The organism is Pseudonocardia ailaonensis, from assembly GCF_039531635.1.
Classification (GTDB): Bacteria; Actinomycetota; Actinomycetes; order Mycobacteriales; family Pseudonocardiaceae; genus Pseudonocardia; species Pseudonocardia ailaonensis.
Genome location: NZ_BAAAQK010000001.1, coordinates 328,842 through 347,086 on the forward strand (window position 1 = coordinate 328,842; position 18,245 = coordinate 347,086).

General features: G+C 72.0%; 16 protein-coding genes. 9 read left to right on the forward strand and 7 right to left on the reverse strand.

The annotated features are described in order from the left end of the window. Positions 1 to 21: 21 nt before the first annotated feature. From ABD324_RS01465 to ABD324_RS01475, 3 genes are read right to left on the reverse strand one after another with little or no spacing between them, the layout of a single operon-like run. On the reverse strand, positions 22 to 1,155 hold the full coding sequence (locus tag ABD324_RS01465; RefSeq protein WP_344411664.1) for a sugar ABC transporter substrate-binding protein: 1,134 nt from the start codon (positions 1,153 to 1,155) through the stop codon (positions 22 to 24). Then, positions 1,152 to 2,210 (reverse strand): ABC transporter permease, encoded by a 1,059-nt coding sequence (locus tag ABD324_RS01470; protein WP_344411665.1) that lies wholly within the window; start codon positions 2,208 to 2,210, stop codon positions 1,152 to 1,154. The genes ABD324_RS01465 and ABD324_RS01470 overlap by 4 nt, the downstream gene beginning before the upstream one ends. Further along, positions 2,207 to 3,709, reverse strand: a complete 1,503-nt coding sequence (locus ABD324_RS01475) for a sugar ABC transporter ATP-binding protein (RefSeq protein ID WP_344411666.1) — start codon at positions 3,707 to 3,709, stop codon at positions 2,207 to 2,209. Before ABD324_RS01475 ends, ABD324_RS01470 begins: the two co-directional genes overlap by 4 nt. Positions 3,710 to 3,967: 258 nt before the next feature. Between ABD324_RS01475 and ABD324_RS01480 the strand changes: the two genes are divergently transcribed. The 4 genes from ABD324_RS01480 to ABD324_RS01495 all read left to right on the forward strand — a co-directional run bounded on the left by ABD324_RS01480 (position 3,968) and on the right by ABD324_RS01495 (position 8,607). Further along, positions 3,968 to 4,870 carry a MurR/RpiR family transcriptional regulator gene (locus ABD324_RS01480; protein WP_344411667.1) on the forward strand — a complete coding sequence of 301 codons (903 nt, stop codon included), beginning with the start codon at positions 3,968 to 3,970 and terminating at the stop codon, positions 4,868 to 4,870. 146 nt (positions 4,871 to 5,016) lie between these two features. Continuing rightward, positions 5,017 to 6,324, forward strand: coding sequence for a type I glutamate--ammonia ligase (locus ABD324_RS01485; protein ID WP_344411668.1), 1,308 nt, complete (start codon positions 5,017 to 5,019; stop codon positions 6,322 to 6,324). Next, positions 6,314 to 7,456: an amidohydrolase family protein gene (locus tag ABD324_RS01490; RefSeq protein ID WP_344411669.1), complete on the forward strand. Its 1,143-nt coding sequence runs from the start codon at positions 6,314 to 6,316 to the stop codon at positions 7,454 to 7,456. The genes ABD324_RS01485 and ABD324_RS01490 overlap by 11 nt, the downstream gene beginning before the upstream one ends. Continuing rightward, positions 7,453 to 8,607, forward strand: a complete 1,155-nt coding sequence (locus ABD324_RS01495; protein WP_344411670.1) for a M20 metallopeptidase family protein — start codon at positions 7,453 to 7,455, stop codon at positions 8,605 to 8,607. The genes ABD324_RS01490 and ABD324_RS01495 overlap by 4 nt, the downstream gene beginning before the upstream one ends. Before the next feature lie 15 nt (positions 8,608 to 8,622). On the opposite strand, the gene ABD324_RS01500 is transcribed toward ABD324_RS01495, so the two are convergent. Next, entirely contained in the window at positions 8,623 to 10,053 is a 1,431-nt protein-coding gene (locus ABD324_RS01500) for an APC family permease (RefSeq protein WP_344411671.1), read from the reverse strand. 54 nt (positions 10,054 to 10,107) lie between these two features. Further along, complete coding sequence (locus ABD324_RS01505) at positions 10,108 to 11,412, reverse strand: aspartate aminotransferase family protein (RefSeq protein ID WP_344411672.1); 1,305 nt, start codon at positions 11,410 to 11,412, stop codon at positions 10,108 to 10,110. 180 nt (positions 11,413 to 11,592) lie between these two features. Between ABD324_RS01505 and ABD324_RS01510 the strand changes: the two genes are divergently transcribed. Further along, positions 11,593 to 11,985, forward strand: a complete 393-nt coding sequence (locus ABD324_RS01510) for a RidA family protein (protein WP_344411673.1) — start codon at positions 11,593 to 11,595, stop codon at positions 11,983 to 11,985. Positions 11,986 to 11,988: 3 nt separating this feature from the next. Next, the gene (locus tag ABD324_RS01515) at positions 11,989 to 13,293 is read left to right on the forward strand and encodes an aspartate aminotransferase family protein (RefSeq protein ID WP_344411674.1); all 1,305 of its coding nucleotides are present in this window, start codon (positions 11,989 to 11,991) and stop codon (positions 13,291 to 13,293) included. Between the two features lie 30 nt (positions 13,294 to 13,323). On the opposite strand, the gene ABD324_RS01520 is transcribed toward ABD324_RS01515, so the two are convergent. Next, a complete protein-coding gene (locus tag ABD324_RS01520; protein ID WP_344411675.1) occupies positions 13,324 to 14,232 on the reverse strand; it encodes a MurR/RpiR family transcriptional regulator in 909 nt (302 codons plus the stop codon). Positions 14,233 to 14,473: 241 nt separating this feature from the next. On the opposite strand from ABD324_RS01520, the gene ABD324_RS01525 reads away from it, so the two are divergent. Then, entirely contained in the window at positions 14,474 to 15,613 is a 1,140-nt protein-coding gene (locus ABD324_RS01525) for a Glu/Leu/Phe/Val family dehydrogenase (RefSeq protein WP_344411676.1), read from the forward strand. Between the two features lie 5 nt (positions 15,614 to 15,618). After that, entirely contained in the window at positions 15,619 to 16,344 is a 726-nt protein-coding gene (cuyB, locus tag ABD324_RS01530; protein ID WP_344411677.1) for a cysteate racemase, read from the forward strand. A 517-nt stretch (positions 16,345 to 16,861) separates the two neighbouring features. Here the strand turns inward: cuyB and ABD324_RS01535 are convergent. After that, positions 16,862 to 17,887 (reverse strand): IS481 family transposase, encoded by a 1,026-nt coding sequence (locus ABD324_RS01535; RefSeq protein WP_344411678.1) that lies wholly within the window; start codon positions 17,885 to 17,887, stop codon positions 16,862 to 16,864. A gap of 148 nt (positions 17,888 to 18,035) precedes the next feature. On the opposite strand from ABD324_RS01535, the gene ABD324_RS01540 reads away from it, so the two are divergent. Then, positions 18,036 to 18,242, forward strand: a complete 207-nt coding sequence (locus ABD324_RS01540) for a hypothetical protein (protein ID WP_344411679.1) — start codon at positions 18,036 to 18,038, stop codon at positions 18,240 to 18,242. The last annotated feature ends 3 nt before the right edge of the window (positions 18,243 to 18,245 follow it).

An 18,245-nucleotide genomic window follows, 5' to 3' on the forward strand; every position in this document is an offset into this window, starting at 1 on the left:
GGTTCGGTGGAAGCGGTGTCGCTACTTGCGGTACGACTCGAGGATGCCCCGGCCGAACAGGTACTTGTTCGAGTCCACGGGCTTCGGCAGCGCCTTCGGCGACGTCAGGTCGTCGGTGTAGTAGTCGTTGATGGTGTCCTTGGTGAGGGCGACGAACGGCAGCTCGGTCAGCGCCGGGGGCTTGACCCCGGCGGCCAGGGCGTCCGCCATCGCGACGGCGTAGTAGCCCCACACCGACACCAGCGCGTCGACCTCACCGATCCACTGCGGGTTGTCGCGCAGCTGCTTGAGGGCCGTCTCGCTGCCGCCCTCGCCGATGACGACCGAGGTCTTCTCGCGGCCGGCCTCCGCGATCGCACGCCATCCACCGCTCGCGGTGTCGTCGTTGACCGACGAGTAGATGATGTTCTGGTCGTTCGGGATGTTCTGCAGCGCCGCCTGCACCGCGGCGAACGAGCTGTCCAGGGTGTTGCCACCGTCGACGACGATCGCGTTCGCGGCGATGCGGGTCGTGCTCTCGGTGAACTGCTCGGGCGTGATCTTCGTGAAACCGGGGACCTTGTCGGCGACCGTCAGGTACGTGTACCGGACGGTGTCGTTCACCTCGACCCCTCCGCGCGCGGAGTTGGCCAGCAGGACGGTCGTGTTGGCGCCGGTCCAGCCGTTCTTGTTCGCGTAGTCGGACGCCATCTGCCCGGCCGCCGTACCGAGGTTCTTGTTGATGACGTTGAGCCAGGGGCAGCCCTCGACCGGGACGTTCAGCGCGATGCACTTCGATCCGGCACGGTCGAACACCGTGAAGAGCGACTTGCCGATCGCGCTGTCGGGGCTGTACTCGATCACGACGTCGGGCTTGTCCTGGACCATCAGCTGGGCGTTCTGCAGGGTGGTCTCCGCGGTGCCCTTGTTGTCGTACACCTTCGCGTTCATCCCCGCCGCCGCGGCCGACGTCTTGACCGCCGTGGTGATGGGGGCGAAGAGCGGGGAGTTGTCGGCGTAGTTCGCGTAGGCGATCTTGATGTCCTTCTTCGCGGTGCCGCTCGCCGGGGCGGCGGTGCCCCCCGCACCGCCACCCGCACTGCCGCAGGCGCTCGCCGTGACCAGCACGACGACCGACGCCGTCGCGAGCCCCCAGCGCCGTCCGAATCCGCTCATCGTGCCGTCCTCTCGTAGGTCTTGTCCGGAACGTGGTTCTCTGGTGCCGGCCGGGATCTCCGCCGCCTGGCGGGGAGCTTCAGCTGTGCCATCGAGACGGCGATCAGCAGGACGAACCCGGTCGCGACGAGCTGGTAGAACGCCGAGACCTCGAGCAGCGCCAGGCCGTCGCGGAGCGTGCCGATGATGACGATGCCGAGCAGCGTGCCGGGTACGCCGCCGATCCCGCCGTGCAGCGACGCCCCACCGAGCACCGCGGCCGTGATCGAGGTCAGCGTCATGTCGGCGCCGACCGACGGCGCCCCGGCCAGCAGCTGGCTCGACAGGACGATGCCCGCGAGGGCGGCCAGCGTCGCGGAGATCGCGAACGCGCTGGTCTTGGTGAGGTCGGCACGCATGCCCGCCAGCCGCGCGGCTTCGGGACCGCCGCCGACGGCGTACAGCGCGCGCCCGGGAATGGTCCATTTCAGGTAGACGAACAGGGCCGCGGCGATGCCGATGAACACGAGCACGAAGACCGGGACCCCGAACGGTGTGCGGTCGGCCAGGAAGCCGGCGCCGGCCGACTCGAGCGGCACGGTGCGACCGTCCGTGACCACGAAGGCGAAGCCCTGGCAGACCGACATCGTGCCGAGCGTCGCGATCAGGGGGTTCACCTTGAGCTTGGTGACGATCAGGCCGTTCACCGTGCCGATGAGCGCGCCGGCCAGGAGCACCACGACGAGCACGACGACCGTCGGCATCCCGGCGTTGGACAGGGTCACGTACAGGACCGCCGACAGCGGCACGACCCCGCTGATCGAGATGTCGAAGCCGCCGGCCAGCAGCACGATCATCTGTCCGAGCGTGACGAGTCCGAGGACGGCGACCTGGGTCGCGACGACCCCGGCGTTGTCCGCGGTCAGGAACCGGTCGGTGCTCACCGCGAAGGCGACCACCAGCAGGACGCACAGCGATCCGGCGCCGACGATCACCGGCGAGGGTCTGGCCCGCTCGGTCAGGACGCGACCGAGTGTGCCCAGGGCGCCGGGTGCGGAGCCCGCTCCGTCGCTCATGTCGAACTTCCTTTCGCGAGGTCGAGCGCGGTCGTCATGGCATCGCCCCGGAGATCGCCGACCACCCGCCCGTGCCGGAACACGAGCATCCGGTCGGCGAGCTGGAGCGCCTCCTCGAAGTCCGAGGTAGACACGACGGCGGTCGCGCCCTGAAGGGCGTAGTCGCGCAGGATCCGGTGGATCTCGTCGCGGGCGCCGATGTCGACGCCCCGGGTCGGCTCCTGCAGGACCAGCACCCGGGGCTGCTGGCCGAGGCGTCCGGCGAGGAGGACCTTCTGCTGGTTGCCGCCGCTCAGCTCGGACACGAGCTGGCGCGGGGAGGCCACCCGGACCCGGTAGGCCGCGATCGCGTCGCGCGCCAGCCGGGACTCGCCGCGCGGGCTGCGCCACACCCGCCCCGACGTGCGCCCGCGGATGTGCAGCACGAGGTTCTCCTCCACGGAGAGGTTCATCATCAGCCCCTGGCGCCGCCGGTCCGGCGGGACGTGGGCGATACCTGCCCGGCGCGCCTGTCCGGGCCTGCGCGGGCGGGTGACCGCTCGGCCGTCGACGCTCATCGAGCCGTGCCGGAACGGCCGGGCGCCCGCCAGCCCCTCCACGAGCAGGTCGCTGCCGCTGCCGCGCAGGCCGTAGAGCACCGTGACCTCGCCGGCCCTGAAGTCCACCGTGGTGTCCTCGAGGAGGGGAACGTCGGATCGCCAGCCCCCGATGCCGAGCCCGCTCGGCCGGTCGGCGTCCGCGCGGTGCGGCCGGGCGCTCACCCGGAAGGGCTTGCCGAGCATCGACTCGAGGAGCGCGTCGCGGGTCGTCCCCGCGGTCTCGACGGTCTCGACGATCCGCCCGTCCCGGAAGACGTGCACCTGGTCGCTGCCGTCGAGCACCTCGTCGAGGCGGTGCGAGACGAACGTGACCGACGTGCCCTCCGCGGCGAGCCGCCGCACCGCCGCGAAGAGCCGGGCGCTCTCGTCCTCGGTCAGCGAGGAGGTCGGCTCGTCGAGGACGATCGCCCGCGCCCCGACCCGCAGTGCCTTGAGGATCTCGACCATCTGGACGTCGGCCAGGGCGAGGTCCTTCATCTTCTGCCGCATGGACAGGTCGAAGCCGAATCGGTCGGCCTGGTCCTGTGCCGCCGCGACCATCGATCGCCGCGAGGTGAAGCCGCGCCGGTGCGGTGCCCAGCCGAGCGTGATGTTCTCGGCGACGGTGAGGTCGGGGACGAAGGCGAGCTCCTGCGGGATCAGGTAGATGCCGAGGGCGTGGGCACCGCGCGGCCCCGCGATGGTCACCGGTCGCCCGTCGATGAGCACCTGTCCGGCGTCCGGGGTCTCCAACCCGCACAGGATCTTGGCCGCGGTCGACTTGCCGGCCCCGTTCTCGCCGAGCAGGGCGGCGATGCGCCCGCGGTGCAGCGGGAGGTCGACGTCGATCAGTGCCCGGGTCGACCCGTAGGTCCTGCAGACCCCGGCGAGGGCGATGTCCGGCTGGTGGTCGGCGGTCACTGCGCTGCCCTCCCGGGATGGCCATCGCTGGCGACGACAAGAAACATGTGTTTCGTAGAGTAGACCTTCGGGCGAGTTTGGCAATACCGTTTCAGAACGTTACCCAGCCGAAACGCCCCGGCCGGGGCAGGTCGCCGGGGTGGGCCCGGCGGCGCGCGTCCGTTCCAGCCCGGCCGGGACCCGGCGATGCCGAAACATTCGTTTCGGCGCCGGGACTAGACTGCCGAGCACCCATCCACTGCGGAAAGAGCCATCGCCGTGCCCCACGAGGACAGCACCGTCGCCGAGGAACCCCGACCCGGCACCGTGGCGAGTGTCGCCGTGGCCGACCGGATCCGCGCCGTGATGGGCGAGGTCTCGCCCGCCGAGCGGCGGGTGGCGCGAGCGCTGCTCTCGAAGTACCCGACCGCGGGACTCGAGTCGACCGCGGCCCTCGCCGAGCGCGCCGGAGCCAGCCCGCCGACGGTGGTCCGGTTCATCGCCCGCCTCGGGGTCGGGGGCTACCGCGACTTCCAGCAGCTCCTGCGCGAGGAGGTCCAGCAGCGCCGGGCCTCGCCGCTGACCCAGCTGCCCAGGCTCGACGTCGAGTCGCCCAGCAGCGACCTGCAGGCCGTGAGCATCGAGGTGTTCGAGCACGAGATCTCCAACACCCTCGCCGCGCTCCCGCTCAGCGAGCTCGGCGCCGCGGTCGACCTCCTGGCGGCCAAGCAGCACCGCATCACGGGCATCGGCGGGCGCTTCTCCTACCTGCTGGCCGAGTACCTCGATCTCCACCTGCGCGTCATGCGGCCCGACACCCGCACGCACCCGATGTCGCCCCATCGCGACGGACCCCTCGTGCTCGACGCGTCGCGGCGCGACGTGTTCGTCGTCTTCGACTTCCGGCGGTACCAGCGTGACGTGGTCGACCTGGCCCGGGCCCTGCACGACAAGGGCGCACAGATCCTGCTCGTCACCGATCCCTGGCTGTCCCCCGTCGCGGAGGTCGCGAACGTCGTCCTGCCCGCCCGCGTCCAGGGGCCCAGCCCGTTCGACAGCCTGGTCTCGGCCACGGCCCTCGTCGAGGTCCTGGTGGCCGGCCTGCACGCGAAGCTCGGCACGTCCGCGGCCACCCGCATCCGACAGGCCGACGAGCTGACCGGGGACATCTCCCTCCCGTGAAGCGAATGTTTCAGATCAGTTGAGAATCTCAATGCTGAATAGTATGTTTCTCCTGTCACGATGCGACCGGAGGGCCCCGGTCCCGGCCGGCTGACCAGGTCGTCGGGTGGGTGACGACTCCACTTCGACTCGCAGGTTGGTGACCCATGACAGCCACTGGTGACACCCCGGCGACCCTCTTCGTCGCGACGTGCGACCTCGCGGGTCACCTGCGCGGGCGCTCCGTGCCCTTCACCGCGCGGGACGCGGTCATGGCCGGTGGTGTCGGCTGGGTGCCCGCCAACCTCGCGATCGACGGCTTCGGGCACCTCGTCGAGCCCAACGACTTCGGCGCGAGCGGGGACCTGCGGCTGATGCCCGTCGAGGACGCCCGGCTGGAGCTGCCGGCGGTCGCGGGCGTCCCGGGCACGGTCGTCCACCTGGCCGACCAGACGCACCCCGACGGCTCGGCCTGGGAGTGCTGCCCGCGCACCTTCCTGCGGTCGGCCCTCGACCGGCTGGAGAGCCGGGCCGGGCTGCGGATCGTCGCGTCGTTCGAGCACGAGTTCCACCTCTTCGACAGCCCCGATCGACCGCCGTTCTCCCTGGCCGCGTTCCGCGACGCCGAGCCGTTCGGATCGGCACTCGTCACGACGCTGGAGGCCAACGGCCTCGAACCGGAGACCTGGCTGGCCGAGTTCGGTGGCGGCCAGTACGAGATCACCGTGGCCCCCGGCCTCGGCACGGCGGCCGCCGACCGGGCGGTGCTGCTCCGCGCCGCCGTCCGCGACCTGGCCACCCGCCACGGCCGCCGGGTGACGTTCTCGCCGATGAGCGAGCCCGGGGGGATCGGCAACGGGGTGCACGTCCACCTGAGCCTGGTCGACGTCGCCTCCGGGGCACCGGTGCTGTTCGACCCCGCGCGGCCCGGTCTCCTGTCGGAGGTCGGCGCCCGGTTCGCGGCGGGGATCCTGTCCCACGCGCCGGCGATCACGGCGATCTCCGCGCCCAGCCCGGTCTCCTTCGAACGGCTGGGGCCCCACCACTGGAGCGCCGGCGGGATCTTCCTCGGGGAGCGCAACCGCGAGGCGTTCGTGCGCATCTGCCCGGTCGACGCCACCGATCCGGAGCGGGCCGCGGCGGCGTTCAACCTGGAGTTCCGGGCCGCGGACGCCACGGCCAACCCCCACCTCGTGCTCGGGATGCTGGTCCTCGCGGGTCTGCGCGGGATCGAGCAGGAGCCACCGGCCCGCGTCTGGTCGGCGGAGCCGTCCGCCTCCGACCTCGCCCTCATCCCCGCGCTGCCCGGCTCGCTCGCCGAGGCCCTCAAAGCGCTGGAGGCCGACGTCACGGCGTCCGGCTGGCTCGATCCGGTCCTGCTGCGCACCTACCTGGCGGTCAAACGGTCCGAGCTCGCGCAGGTCGCCGATCTCGATGCCGAGGCCCTGTGCCGGCGGGTGGCCGATGTCCACTGAGGATCTCTCGGCCGGGATCGCGGCCGTCCGGCTCGTCGACCACCACGTCCACGGCGCGCTCGCCTCCACTGTCGACAGAGGTGCGTTCGAGGAGCTCATCACCGAGTCCGACCGGCCGATCCCGGACTTCATGACGCAGATGGACTCCCAGGTGGGCTTCGCGATCCGCCGGCACTGCGCCCCGCTGCTGGGCCTGCCGCCCCACGCGGCACCTGCGGACTACTTCGCCCGGCGCGCGGAGCTCGGCGAGGCGGAGGTCAACCGCCTGCTGCTGGGGGCCAGCGGCGTCGGCACGTACCTGCTGGACACCGGTTTCCGCGCGGACGCCATCCTCGACGTCGCCGGGATGGCCGCCGCGTCCGGCGCGGACGCCCGCGAGATCGTCCGGCTCGAGTCGGTCCTGGAGACGGTCGCCGCCCGGCGGCCGTCCGCCGGGGAGATCATCGCGGCGTTCCGTGAGGAGCTGGCCGCGAGCACCGCCGACGCCGTCGGGACGAAGAGCATCATCGCCTACCGGCACGGCTTCGCGTTCGACCCGGAGCGGCCCGGGCCGGCCGAGGTCACCCGGGCCGCGGAGGCCTGGCTCGCGCAGATCGACCGCGGGGGCGTCCCCCGGGTCGACTCGCCCGTCCTGCTCCGGTTCCTCCTGTGGGAGGGGGTGGACCGGGGGCTGCCGCTGCAGCTGCACGTCGGCTACGGCGACCCCGACGTCGACCTGGCCCGCTGCGACCCGCTGCTGCTGACCGCGTGGCTCAAGCTCGTCGAGCGCAGCGGCACGCCCGTCATGCTGCTGCACTGCTATCCCTTCCACCGCAACGCGGGCTATCTCGCCCAGGTGTTCCCGCACGTGTACTTCGACGTCGGGCTGGGGATCAACTACACGGGCGTCCGGTCCGAGGCCGTGATCGCGGAGAGCCTCGAGCTCGCCCCGTTCGCGAAGACCCTGTTCTCCTCCGACGCCTGGGGGCCCGCCGAGCTGCACCTGCTGGGCGCGCACCTCTGGCGGCGGGGCATGGGGAAGGTCCTGGGCGCGTGGGTCGACGACGGCGACTGGTCGGCGGCCGACGCGCTGCGCGTCGCGACGATGATCGGACGCGAGAACGCCCTGCGCGTCTACGGGATCCGGTCGTGAACGCCACCGGGGAGGCGCTGTTCGCGGCGCTCGCCGCCGAGCTGCCCAGGGCGTTGGAGCTGCGGCGCCAGATCCACCTCGATCCGCGGGTGGCGGGCGAGGAGCACCCGACGACGAAGCTGATCACGAGCATGCTGCCCGACCGGAGCGAGATCCACCCCGTCGCGGAGACCGGCATCCTGGTCCGGGTCGGCGGCCCCGCGGCACCGGTCGGCATCCGCGCGGAGCTCGACGCCCTGCCGGTCCAGGAGGTGACCGGCAGCCCGTGGGCGTCCCAGCGCGAAGGCGTGATGCACGCATGCGGGCACGACGTCCACGCCGCCGCGCTGTGGGCCGTGCTCCGGGCGGTCGCCGCGACGCCGTCGGGACCGCCGCTGCTGGCGGTGTTCCAGCCCCGCGAGGAGACCTACCCGTCCGGTGCAGGCGACGTCCTCGCCTCGGGCCTGCTCGGCCGGCTCGAGTGTTCCCGCATGATCGGCGTGCATGTCCAGCCGGTCGTCGAACCGGGGGTCGTGGCGTGCGTGCCGGGACCGGTCAACGCCTCCTCCGACGAGTTCGCCATCACGGTGACCGGCACGTCGGGGCACTCCGCGTACCCGCACCGCACCCACGACCCCGTCGTGACCCTCGCGAACATCGTGATGGCGCTGCAGTCCGTCGCCTCGCGATCCGTCGATCCGATGGAACCGGTGGTACTGGGCGTGTCCATGCTGCAGGCCGGTCACGCCGCCAACACGATCCCGGGCACCGCCGAGGCGCGCGGGACGGTTCGGGCCCTCTCCCCCACGGTCCGCGAGGCGGTCCTCGAACGGCTGCGCGAGATCTCGGTCGACATCGCGCACGCGCACGGCTGCGAGGCCGACGTCCAGATCCATCGCGGCGATCCCGTACTCGTCAACGACGAGAACCTGACCGCGACGATCGCCGGGCACCTGCGGGACAACGGGATCGCGACCACGGGCCGGTTCCGGTCGGTCGGCTCCGACGACTTCGCGCTCTACACCGAGTCGTTGCCGTCGTCCATGCTGTTCCTGGGCACCGAGGCACGGTCGAGCCTGCACGCGCCGACCTTCCTGCCCACCGACGCGGACGTCCGCGCGGTGGCGGAGACCATGATGCACGCGCTGGTCGCCGCCACCGCCACGCCGTGACCCGGCCCTCGTGGGTCAGCCCTCGGCGGCCAGGCGCCGGCCGATGCGCTCGGCCAGGCCGGGAACCGCCACGACGGCCACGACCCCGATGACCAACCAGCCCACCACGATGTAGGGGAACGTGTTGTACGGCGGGTCCGGAACGGGCCAGACGTTCGAGTAGGTCACGTACCCGATGAGGACGATCCCGACGACCGGGATCACGATCTCCGCTCGCGAGACCGAGGCGGAGGTCCGCCTGGCGATGAAGGCGGCGGCGCCCGTCAGGCACAGGAGGTACGCCAGGAAGAGCGACAGGGCCCCGATGGTGGCGCTCCAGAAGAACACGTCGACCACCTCGGTGGTGGCGAGGAGCCGCAGGCCGAGCAGCGCCAGCACGACGACGCCGAGGACGCTGCCCACGGCGGTCCGCGGCACCCCCGATCCGGTGGTCCGCCCCAGTCGCTCGCTGATGAAGCCGTCCCGTCCCATGGCGAACAGCAGCCGGGACGCCCCGACGGTGCAGGCGAGCGACGAGCCGAACGCGCTCAGGCCGGCTCCGAGGGCCACCAGGCTGCCCACGGGACCGCCGATGTACCGGTCGGCCAGCTCGCCGACGAGCGAGGGCGACGCGATGAAGGCCGCGACCCCGCCGGCGTCGGTGCCGAACCCCAGGACCTCCGCGCTCGTGACGACCACGAAGAACAGTCCGGCGAGGACCACCGTGCCCAGGACCGCGACGGGGATGGCCCGCTTCGGGTTCCGGGTCTCCTCACCCAGGGTGGAGCCGGCCTCGAAGCCGGCGAAGGACAGGAACCCGAAGGTCAGCGCGACGAAGAGCGCGGATCCACCCGCGCCCTCCGGGAGTGAGAACAGGGCGCCGAAGTCGGCCCCGCCGGTGGGGCCCGCCCCGCTGACGACCTTCACCACCACGACGACGGCGACGACCAGGATGAGGCCGACCGTCACGAGCTCGACGGTCAGCAGGACGGCCGTCGCCGCGCGTGCCGGTCGCAGCGCGAGGAAGCCGACGGCCAGCACGACGACGACGATCACGGCCTCCCACGGGACGGCGACGCCGAACGCCGTCGTCAGGAACTCGCCGAGGAAGAGGGCGGCGCCCGCCGCGGTGCAGACGGCGAACGCCAGGTAGGTCCCCAGCAGGAGCCAGCCGCCGACGAAGCCGCTGCGCGGCCCGATCGTCGCGCCGATGAACCCGTACACCGAACCGGCGTGGGCGACGTGCTGCGAGAGCCGCGCGAACGCGTGGGCGACGAGCAGGACCCCGGCCATCGCGAGGACGAACACGAGCGGGATCGCCGGGCCCACGTGGCCCGCCGGGGCCTGCGGGTTGATGTTCACGGCCATGCTCGGGCCCAGCATCGCGACCGAGAGCCCGAGTGCGGCCCATACCGGCAGGTTGCGCCGGAGTCCCTGCTGCTGTTCTTTCGGTGAGCCTGCTTTCATCCGATGCTCCCTCGGCGTCTGAAGTGCGATCGAACGGAACGTGCCTTCCGACGGTCAGGAGACCGTCGCGGCCAGCGCGGCGTGGTAGACCTCGGCGGCGCGGTCGATGTCCTCCTCCGTGGTCGCCGCGCACAGGCGGCGGTCGGACGTCGGGGCCACCGTCTCCAGGACGCCGCCGGCCAGCAGGGTGCGCTGGTAGGCGGAGTACCTGCCGGTGTCGGTGCGCAACGCCTGACGGAAGTTCCGCGGCTCCTCGTCCAGGAAGTACACGGCCCACTGGGAGCCGAGCCCGGTGACCACCGCCCGGGCGCCGGTGTCGTCGACGGCGGCCCGGATCGCCGACCGCAGCCGGTCCCCGAGGGCGTACAGCCGGTCGACGACGCCCTCGGTACGCATGATCTCGAGGGTCGTGTTGGCGGCCGCGATCGCGTACGGCGACGCGTTGTAGGTGCCGTCGACCGTGGCCCGCTCCGTGTCGTAGGCCCCGACGTACCTCATCGCCTCGTCCGTACCGGCCATGCCGGCCAGGGAGTAGCCGTTGGCGATCGACTTGCCGAAGATCGTCAGGTCGGGGGTCACGCCGCAGATCGACTGGTAGCCGCCCAGGGCCGCGCGGAACCCCGTCTTCACCTCGTCCATGACGAACACGGTTCCGTGACGGTCGCAGAGGGCGCGGAGGAGCTCGAGGAACCCCGGCGCCGGCGGGACGCAGCCGAAGCTGTGGACGTAGCCCTCCGCGAACGCCGCGGCCAGCTCGTCACCGTGGTCGGTGAACGCGCGCTCGAGGCCCGCGACGTCGTTCCACTCCACGACGACGACGTCCGCCAGCAGGCCCGGATGCAGGCCGCCCCCGTTCGGGCTGTCGAGCGGGCTGTCGACGGTGACGCCGTTGCGCGCGCACCCGACGGCCAGATGATCGCTCCACCCGTGGTACGAGCCGTGGAACTTGAGCAGCTTGCGGCGGCCGGTCAACGCCCGGGCCACGTGCGCGGCATGCATCGCGGCGTCCGTCCCGGAGGTGCAGAAGGCCACCTTCTGCGCGGACGGCACCAGGTCGCACACCATCTCGGCCAGCTGGACCTCGCCCAGCTGCGGCCCCACCCCGGTGAGGTCGCAGGTGCTGGTCGCCGCGAGCACCGCCTCGTTGACCCGGCGGTCCGCGTGTCCCAGGACGATCGGACCCCAGGCGCACAGGAAGTCGAGGTACTCGCGGCCGTCCTCGTCCCACAGTCGCGCGCCCGAGGACCTGACGAAGACCTGGTCCCAACCGACACGATGGCCGGAGGACGCCCCACCCGGCATGACGCGACGCGCGCGCTCCCAGGTCGAGGTCGGTGTCGAGCTGACAGCAGTACCCATCGAGCACCTCGAGAATGAGCGGCGGGGACAAATTTTGAATTACATCTGACGAGTGACGCCCGACTAGTGTAACGTAAAGTACAGACGTGGTCCACGGTTCGCCGCAGGCCGCACCCCGACCACGACGCCTCGTCAGCCCCTCGTCAGCCCACCGCCGCCGACAGGTTCCGGGAGACAGCCATGGCCATCGTCAGTGCCCACTCGTTCGGCTTCGAGGCCGAGAAGACCTACGGCTACAGCCAGAGCTACCGCGTCGGCGACACGGTCCACGTGTCGGGCCAGCTGGCGTGGGACGCCGACGGGAACTTCGTGGAGGGCACGTTCGCCGACCAGGTCGAGCGCACCTTCGCGAACATCGACCGCGTCCTCGCGCACTACGGGGCGGGGCGGGAGCAGATCGTGCAGGACTTCACCGTCGTCGTCGACCTGCCGACCTGGTTCGGCGAGTTCTCCGCCCTGCACGTGGCGTACTACGGCGACCACCGGCCGGCCAGCACGATCTGCGGAGTGGTCGCGCTCGCGTTCCCGGGGCAGCTCGTGGAGATCAACGCGGTCCTGGCGCTCGGGGCCTAGGCGGTGCCGGATCCGCAGCTCGTCCAGGACGCGCCGGCGCTCTACCGGCGCGAGCAGGCCGTCCTGGCCGCGACGCAACGACTGCGCTTCTTCCCCCTCGCGGTGGTCGCCGGCGAGGGCTGCCGGCTCGTGGAGGAAGGCGGGCGCCGGGTCCTGGACCTGTCCGCGTCCTGGGCCATCGCGTCGCTCGGCTACGGGCATCCGGCGGTGCGGGACGCGGTGTCGCGCGCGATGTCCGCGATGGCCGGCGTCGGCCTGGTGTCGACGTGCAACGTCGAGGCCGTGCAGCTCGCCGAGGCCCTGCTCGCCTGCACGCCCGGCACCGGTGAACGCCGCGTCTACCTCGGGCACAGCGGTTCCGACGCCAACGAGGCCACCGTCCGCACGATCCGGCGCGCCACCGGCCGGCCCGGGGTCCTCGCCTTCCACGGCTCCTACCACGGCGGTCTCGCGGGATCCAGCCAGTTCTCCGGGCTCATGGTGGACGCGGGCGAGCAGGCCGACGGTGACCTGTCGCTGCTCCCCTACCCCAGCGGCCCCTCGGCGGCCGAGGACGCGCAGGCGACGCTGACGCAGCTCGACGCTCTCCTCGAGCAGCGCGGCGACACGATCGCGGCGCTGCTCTGCGAACCGATCGTGTCGGACGGGGGCGTCCTCGTCCCACCGCCGGGCTTCCTCGCCGCCGTGCACGAGCGGTTGACGTCGGCGGGTGTGCTGCTCGTGTGCGACGAGGTCAAGGTCGGTCTCGGCCGGACGGGCCTGCTGCACGCCTTCCAGCACGAGGGCATCACCCCGGACGTCGTGACCTTCGGGAAGGCGCTCGGCGGTGGCCTGCCGATCTCGGCGGCGGTGGGCCCGGCGCACGTCTTCGACACCGCCGAGGCCTTCACGATGCTGGGCACCGCGGGGAACCCGGTCGCCGCGGCCGCCGCCGGCGCCGTTCTGCGGACGATCGTCGAGGAGGACCTCGCGGGCGCGGCGGCGGCGCGCGGCGACCAGCTCCGCGCCGGACTCGAGCAGCTCAGGAGCCGGCATCCGGCCGTCGTGGACGTCCGGGGCCGCGGGCTCTCGCTGGGCGTCCAGCTCGGCGCGACGTCCACCGCGGCCAAGGTCTGCTACCGCGCCTGGGAGCTCGGGCTGGTGCTCTACCCGGTGGGCCCGGACTCGGACGTCCTCGAGATCACGCCGCCGCTCGTCATCTCCCCCGCCGAGGTCGAGGAGGCACTGGCGCTGCTCGACCAGGCGCTCGCCGACGTCGAGGCCGGTGCCGTCTCCGACGAGACGGTCGGGCGCTACCAGGGATGGTGACCCCGACCGGCGGTGCCGCCGGACCCGGGCTCACCGTGGGTCGATGGACTCGATCTCGGAGAGCCGGCGCGGCACCCGGGTGCCGAGGTTCTGGACGACGGCCTCGACCACCAGCTCGACGAGCGCGGCCGCCGCGACGAGGGAGTCGAAGGGGCTGGGGACCTCCACCTGGGCCGGGAGCACGACCCTGGCGACGTCGGCGACCGGTGACATCCAGATGTCGGTGAAGAGGACGACCTGCGCACCGCGGGCGTGGGCGTCCCGGGCCAGCTCGATGATGTCGGCGTCGTAGCGCCGGAAGTCGAAGACGACCAGGACGTCGCGGCGGCCGAGGTCGAGGCGCGCGGCCTTGCGTTCGAGCTCGGCGTCCGGGAACTGGCCGACCTTCTGGCGGAGGAGGACGAGGTGGGTGGCCAGGTAGGTGGCCAGGGTGCGGCTGAACCTCCCGCCGACGGTGTGCACCGACAGCTTCGGATCGGCGATGAGCTCGACGGCACGCTCGAGCTCGGCGCGGGGCAGGCGGTCCAGGGTCGTGGCGACGATCGCGCTGAACGCCGCGCTGGCACCCTCGGCGACGTCGTGGTCCGGGCTCGTCCGGTCCGGGCGCGCGATCTGCCGGAGCGGGGATCCCAGCTGCTCCTGCACCTCGCGGATGATCGCCTGCTGGAGCAGCGGGTAGCTCGGGTAGCCGATCCGGCCCGCGAAGCGCAGCACCGTCGGAGCGCTGACGCCCGCCTTCGCCGCGAGCTCCGTCGCGGGCTCCAGGCCGGCCCCGGGGTACTCGGCGAGCAACGCGCGCGCGACCTTGAGCTCCGCTCCGCGAAGCTCACTGAGCCGGTCGCGGACCTGGTCCGCGACCGACGGCAGCACCGGGGGGCGTGCCCTGCGGCCGCCGGCACGATGCGGCTCGTCGGTGTCGGCCACCCGGCCCCCTGTCACGTCGGCGACAATCTCCACGACGAACTCTACTGCTGTAGTTCCCGCTACAACCGCGGCAGTGGCGACCCTCCCCGGCTCTGAAGGCCCCCGGCCGCGCGGACCGGTGCCGCGGGCGGCCGGTGCCGAGCGACAGATCTCCTACGGCTACGGCGACAGATCCTCGACCTCTCGTGGTCGACCGTCCCTTCCGGACGGCCCAAGCTGGGCAGGTGGATCCGTCGAGCGAGAACCCCTGATCACCGTGGACACCTTCGAGCTGATGGACGAGTGGGGACCCGAGAAGGTCGTGTGCGTCTCCGACCGCCGCAGCGGGATGCGGGGGGTGCTCGTGATCGACAACACCGCTCGGGGGATGGGCAAGGGCGGCACCCGCATGAGCCCGACCCTCGACGTCCAGGAGGTCGCGCGGCTCGCCCGGACGATGACCTGGAAATGGGCGGCCTGCGACCTGTACCACGGCGGGGCGAAGGCCGGCATCCTCGGCGACCCCCGCTCGCCGGCCAAGGAGTCCGTCCTCCGGGCGTTCGCGCGGGCCCTGTCCAACGAGGTCCCGTCGGAGTACGTCTTCGGCCTCGACATGGGTCTCGGCGAGCTCGACGCCGCCATCCTCGTCGACGAGCTCGGCGACCGGGGCGCCGCGGTCGGGCTGCCGGCGAGCCTCGGCGGTCTGCCCTACGACCAGCTGGGCGTCACCGGGTTCGGGGTCGCCGAGGCGACCGAGGCCGCCGCGCACGAGATCGGCCTCGACCTGTCCGGGGCGCGGGTCGCCGTCCAGGGCTTCGGCGCGGTCGGCCAGGCCGCGGTCGAACGGCTCGGCGAGCTCGGCGCGGTCGTCACGGCGGTCTCGACGGTGTGCGGGGCCGTGGTGGACCCGGACGGGCTCGACATCGCCCGGCTCGCCCGGCTCCGGGCCGCGCACGGCGACGAGTGCGTCGTCCACTACGGGGGGCACCTCGATCCGTCGGTCGTCCTCACCGTGGACACCGACATCCTGGTCCCGGCCGCGCGCGAGGACGTCGTCGACGCCGACGTCGCGACCGGCACGACAGCTCGGCTGGTGGTGGAGGGGGCCAACCTCCCGACGACCCCGGCCGCCCGGAAGATCCTCTTCGCCCGCGGCGTCGCGCTCGTCCCGGACTTCATCGCCAACGCCGGCGGGATCGTCGCGGCGGCGCACTCGATGGACGCACGGCACTCCCCCTTCACCGTCGATCCCGCGACCGTGACGGCGATGGTGTCCGCGAAGATGCGCGCCAACGCGGCCGAGGTCGTCCGCCGGAGCCTCGCCCGCGGCCTGCCCCCGCACGAGACGGCGCAGGAGATGGCGCAGGACCGGGTACGGGCCGCCATGGCGGCCCGGGGACAGATCGCCCGGAGCTGAGCACCGTGGCGCTCGGCGAGCGGCCCCTCGTGGGGGTACTGGGGGGCATGGGCCCCTCCGCGACGGCCGACTTCTACCGCAAGGTCATCGACCTGACCGCCGCGAGACGCGACCAGGACCACGTCCGACTGGCGATCTGGGCCGACCCGACGACACCGGACCGCACCACCGCGCTGCTGGGCGGCGGTGCGTCTCCGGTCCCCGCGCTCGTCCGCGGGCTGAGGGCACTCGAGGCGTGCGGTGCGCGGGTCATCGCCATCCCGTGCAACACCGCACACGCCTACCTGGCCGATCTCCGCGCGGTGAGCGGCACCCCTGTTCTCGACATGGTCGATCTCGCCGTGGCACGCGTACGGAGGATCGCCCCGACCGTGACCCGGATCGGCGTCCTGGCCACGCGTGGCACCCACCGGTCCGGCCTCTACGACCGGGCGGCGGCGACCCACGGGATCGAGGTCGTCCACCTGCCCGACCCCCATCAGGGCGAGTACGTCGACGCGGCCATCGCGATGGTCAAGGGCGGCCGCGATCTCGGCCTCGCCGGATCACTGGTCGCCAGGGCGACCCGGGCGTTGGGGGACCTCGGTGCGGAGGCGGCGATCGCCGGATGCACCGAGATCCCGCTGGTCGCCCAGGAGGCCGGCAGGGTGCTGCCGCTCGTCGACGCCACGATGGCGCTGGCACAGCGGGTCGTCGCGCTGGGGCTACCGGCGGCCCCCGACCTGCCCTGAGGGCGCGCCGGATCCGGACGGGCCGGGGCACCTCCGACCACGACGAAGGCCCTGGTCTCAGGACTCCGTTTCGGAGCCCTGACCAGGGCCTTCGGCGAGTGGGCGATACTGGGATCGAACCAGTGACCTCTTCGGTGTGAACAACGCGCGGCCCGTACAGGGGGTTTCACTGCATCTCGTCAGGGAGCCTCTGAGCTGGGAAGACGCTCTCTTGGGATCTGATCCCGCACGCGAAGTATCACCCCGTTCGCCGCGTCTCAGCCATCCTTGGCTACAGGTCTGGCTACCACTTTGCTGTCAGTGCGACGTCGCTCCGGGCCTCCTCTCGTGCGCGGTCAAGCCTCGGCCTCCGTCGAGTACTCGACCGCGCGGCGCCGGCGGCGCGTTGCCACGCCCAACTCTGGCTCCCGCGTGTGCTCGGTGACGTTTAGCAGGTGGGCCGCCGAGGCGACCACCCGCTGGGCTATCAGAACGGCGGCTCGGCTGCAGGTGTCGCTGTGCAACTGACAGAGGCTGGTTACGCCTGGGCGGTGGGCTTGGTGGTCTTCTGGAGGAGCCTCTCATAGGGGGTTTGGCCGCCGAGCCCGCCGTGTGGGCGGTGGTAGTTGTAGTAGTCCTCCCACTCGCGCAGCTTGTCGTCGAAGGACGTGCTTTCGTCGATGACGACGCCCTCGAGGAGCCGGTAGAACTCCTCGGCGTCGATGCGGTGTGAGCGCTCCACCTTCCCGTTGAGCCTGGGTGTGCGTGGCTTGATGTAGACGTGCTGCAGGCCCTGGTCGAGGGCGTGCCAGTGGAACGCGGACTGGAACTCCGCGCCGTTGTCGGTCTGGATGACGTCGACCTTGAACGGCAGCCGGGACAGCACGTGGTCGAGGAACGCGACCGCGGTCTTCTGGTCCGCGCGCGGGTAGACCTTGAGCACACGCAGCCGGGTGCAGTCGTCGATCGCGGTGAACTGGTAGTAGCGGCGCCGGCGGCGCGCGGTCAGCCCGGTGGTCTCCACGATGTGCTCCGAGCTCGACGCCGACGCGGGCGCTGCAGCCGCCTCCTTCCCCGGCTTCGCGTCGGTTCCGGGGAGGGCCTCGATGAACTTGACGTCGATCTGGACGCGGTGCCCGGGCTGGGCCTTCTCGTAGCGCTTCCAGCGGCGGTCGTGGCGTTGGTAGCGCTGGGAGGCAGGCAGCCGGTTGAGGCCGAGGCGCTTGAGGATGCGCCACACGCCGGACACGCTGATCGTGACGTCGTGGTAGCGGGCCAGGTACATGACGATCTTCGCCGGGCCGAAGTGGTAGTGCCGGCGCAGGTGCACGATCTTCTCCACGACCTCGGCCTCGGTGGCGTTGGGGCTGTGGTGGGGCCGGTGGGAGCGGTCGCGCAGTCCTTCGGGGCCTTCGGCGTCGAACCGGCGGAGCCAGGTGTAGTAGCACTGGCGGCTGATGCCGTAGTAGCGGCAGGTCATCGCGACGTTGCCGGTCACTTCCTCGGCGTGGCGCAGGACCGCCAGGCGACGACGCACCTGGCGGTCCTGGAGGGGATCACTCACAGACGAGTCTCCTAATGATCAAGAGACCCAGGTGTCAACCATCCCCGTCAGTTTCACAGGCCAGGACTTTCGGGGGCCTGCTGTTGACCGCCGCCTTCAAGGCAGGCTGCCCCGCGGGATTCCCCTTCGTCGGCGACAGGAAGTAGCCGTGATCACTATCGGGATCGACCCCCGCAAGAGCTCGTTGACCGCGGTTGCGCTGCATCCGTCCGGCGAGGTCGCTGCCACGATCCGACTCGAAGTCCGTCGCGACACCGTCGCCCGGCTGCGGACATGGGCCGAGCAGTGGCAGCGTCGGCAGAAGCGGATCGCGGCGCTGACCGAGACGACCGCCTATCCGGACCGCGCCCGATGAGGA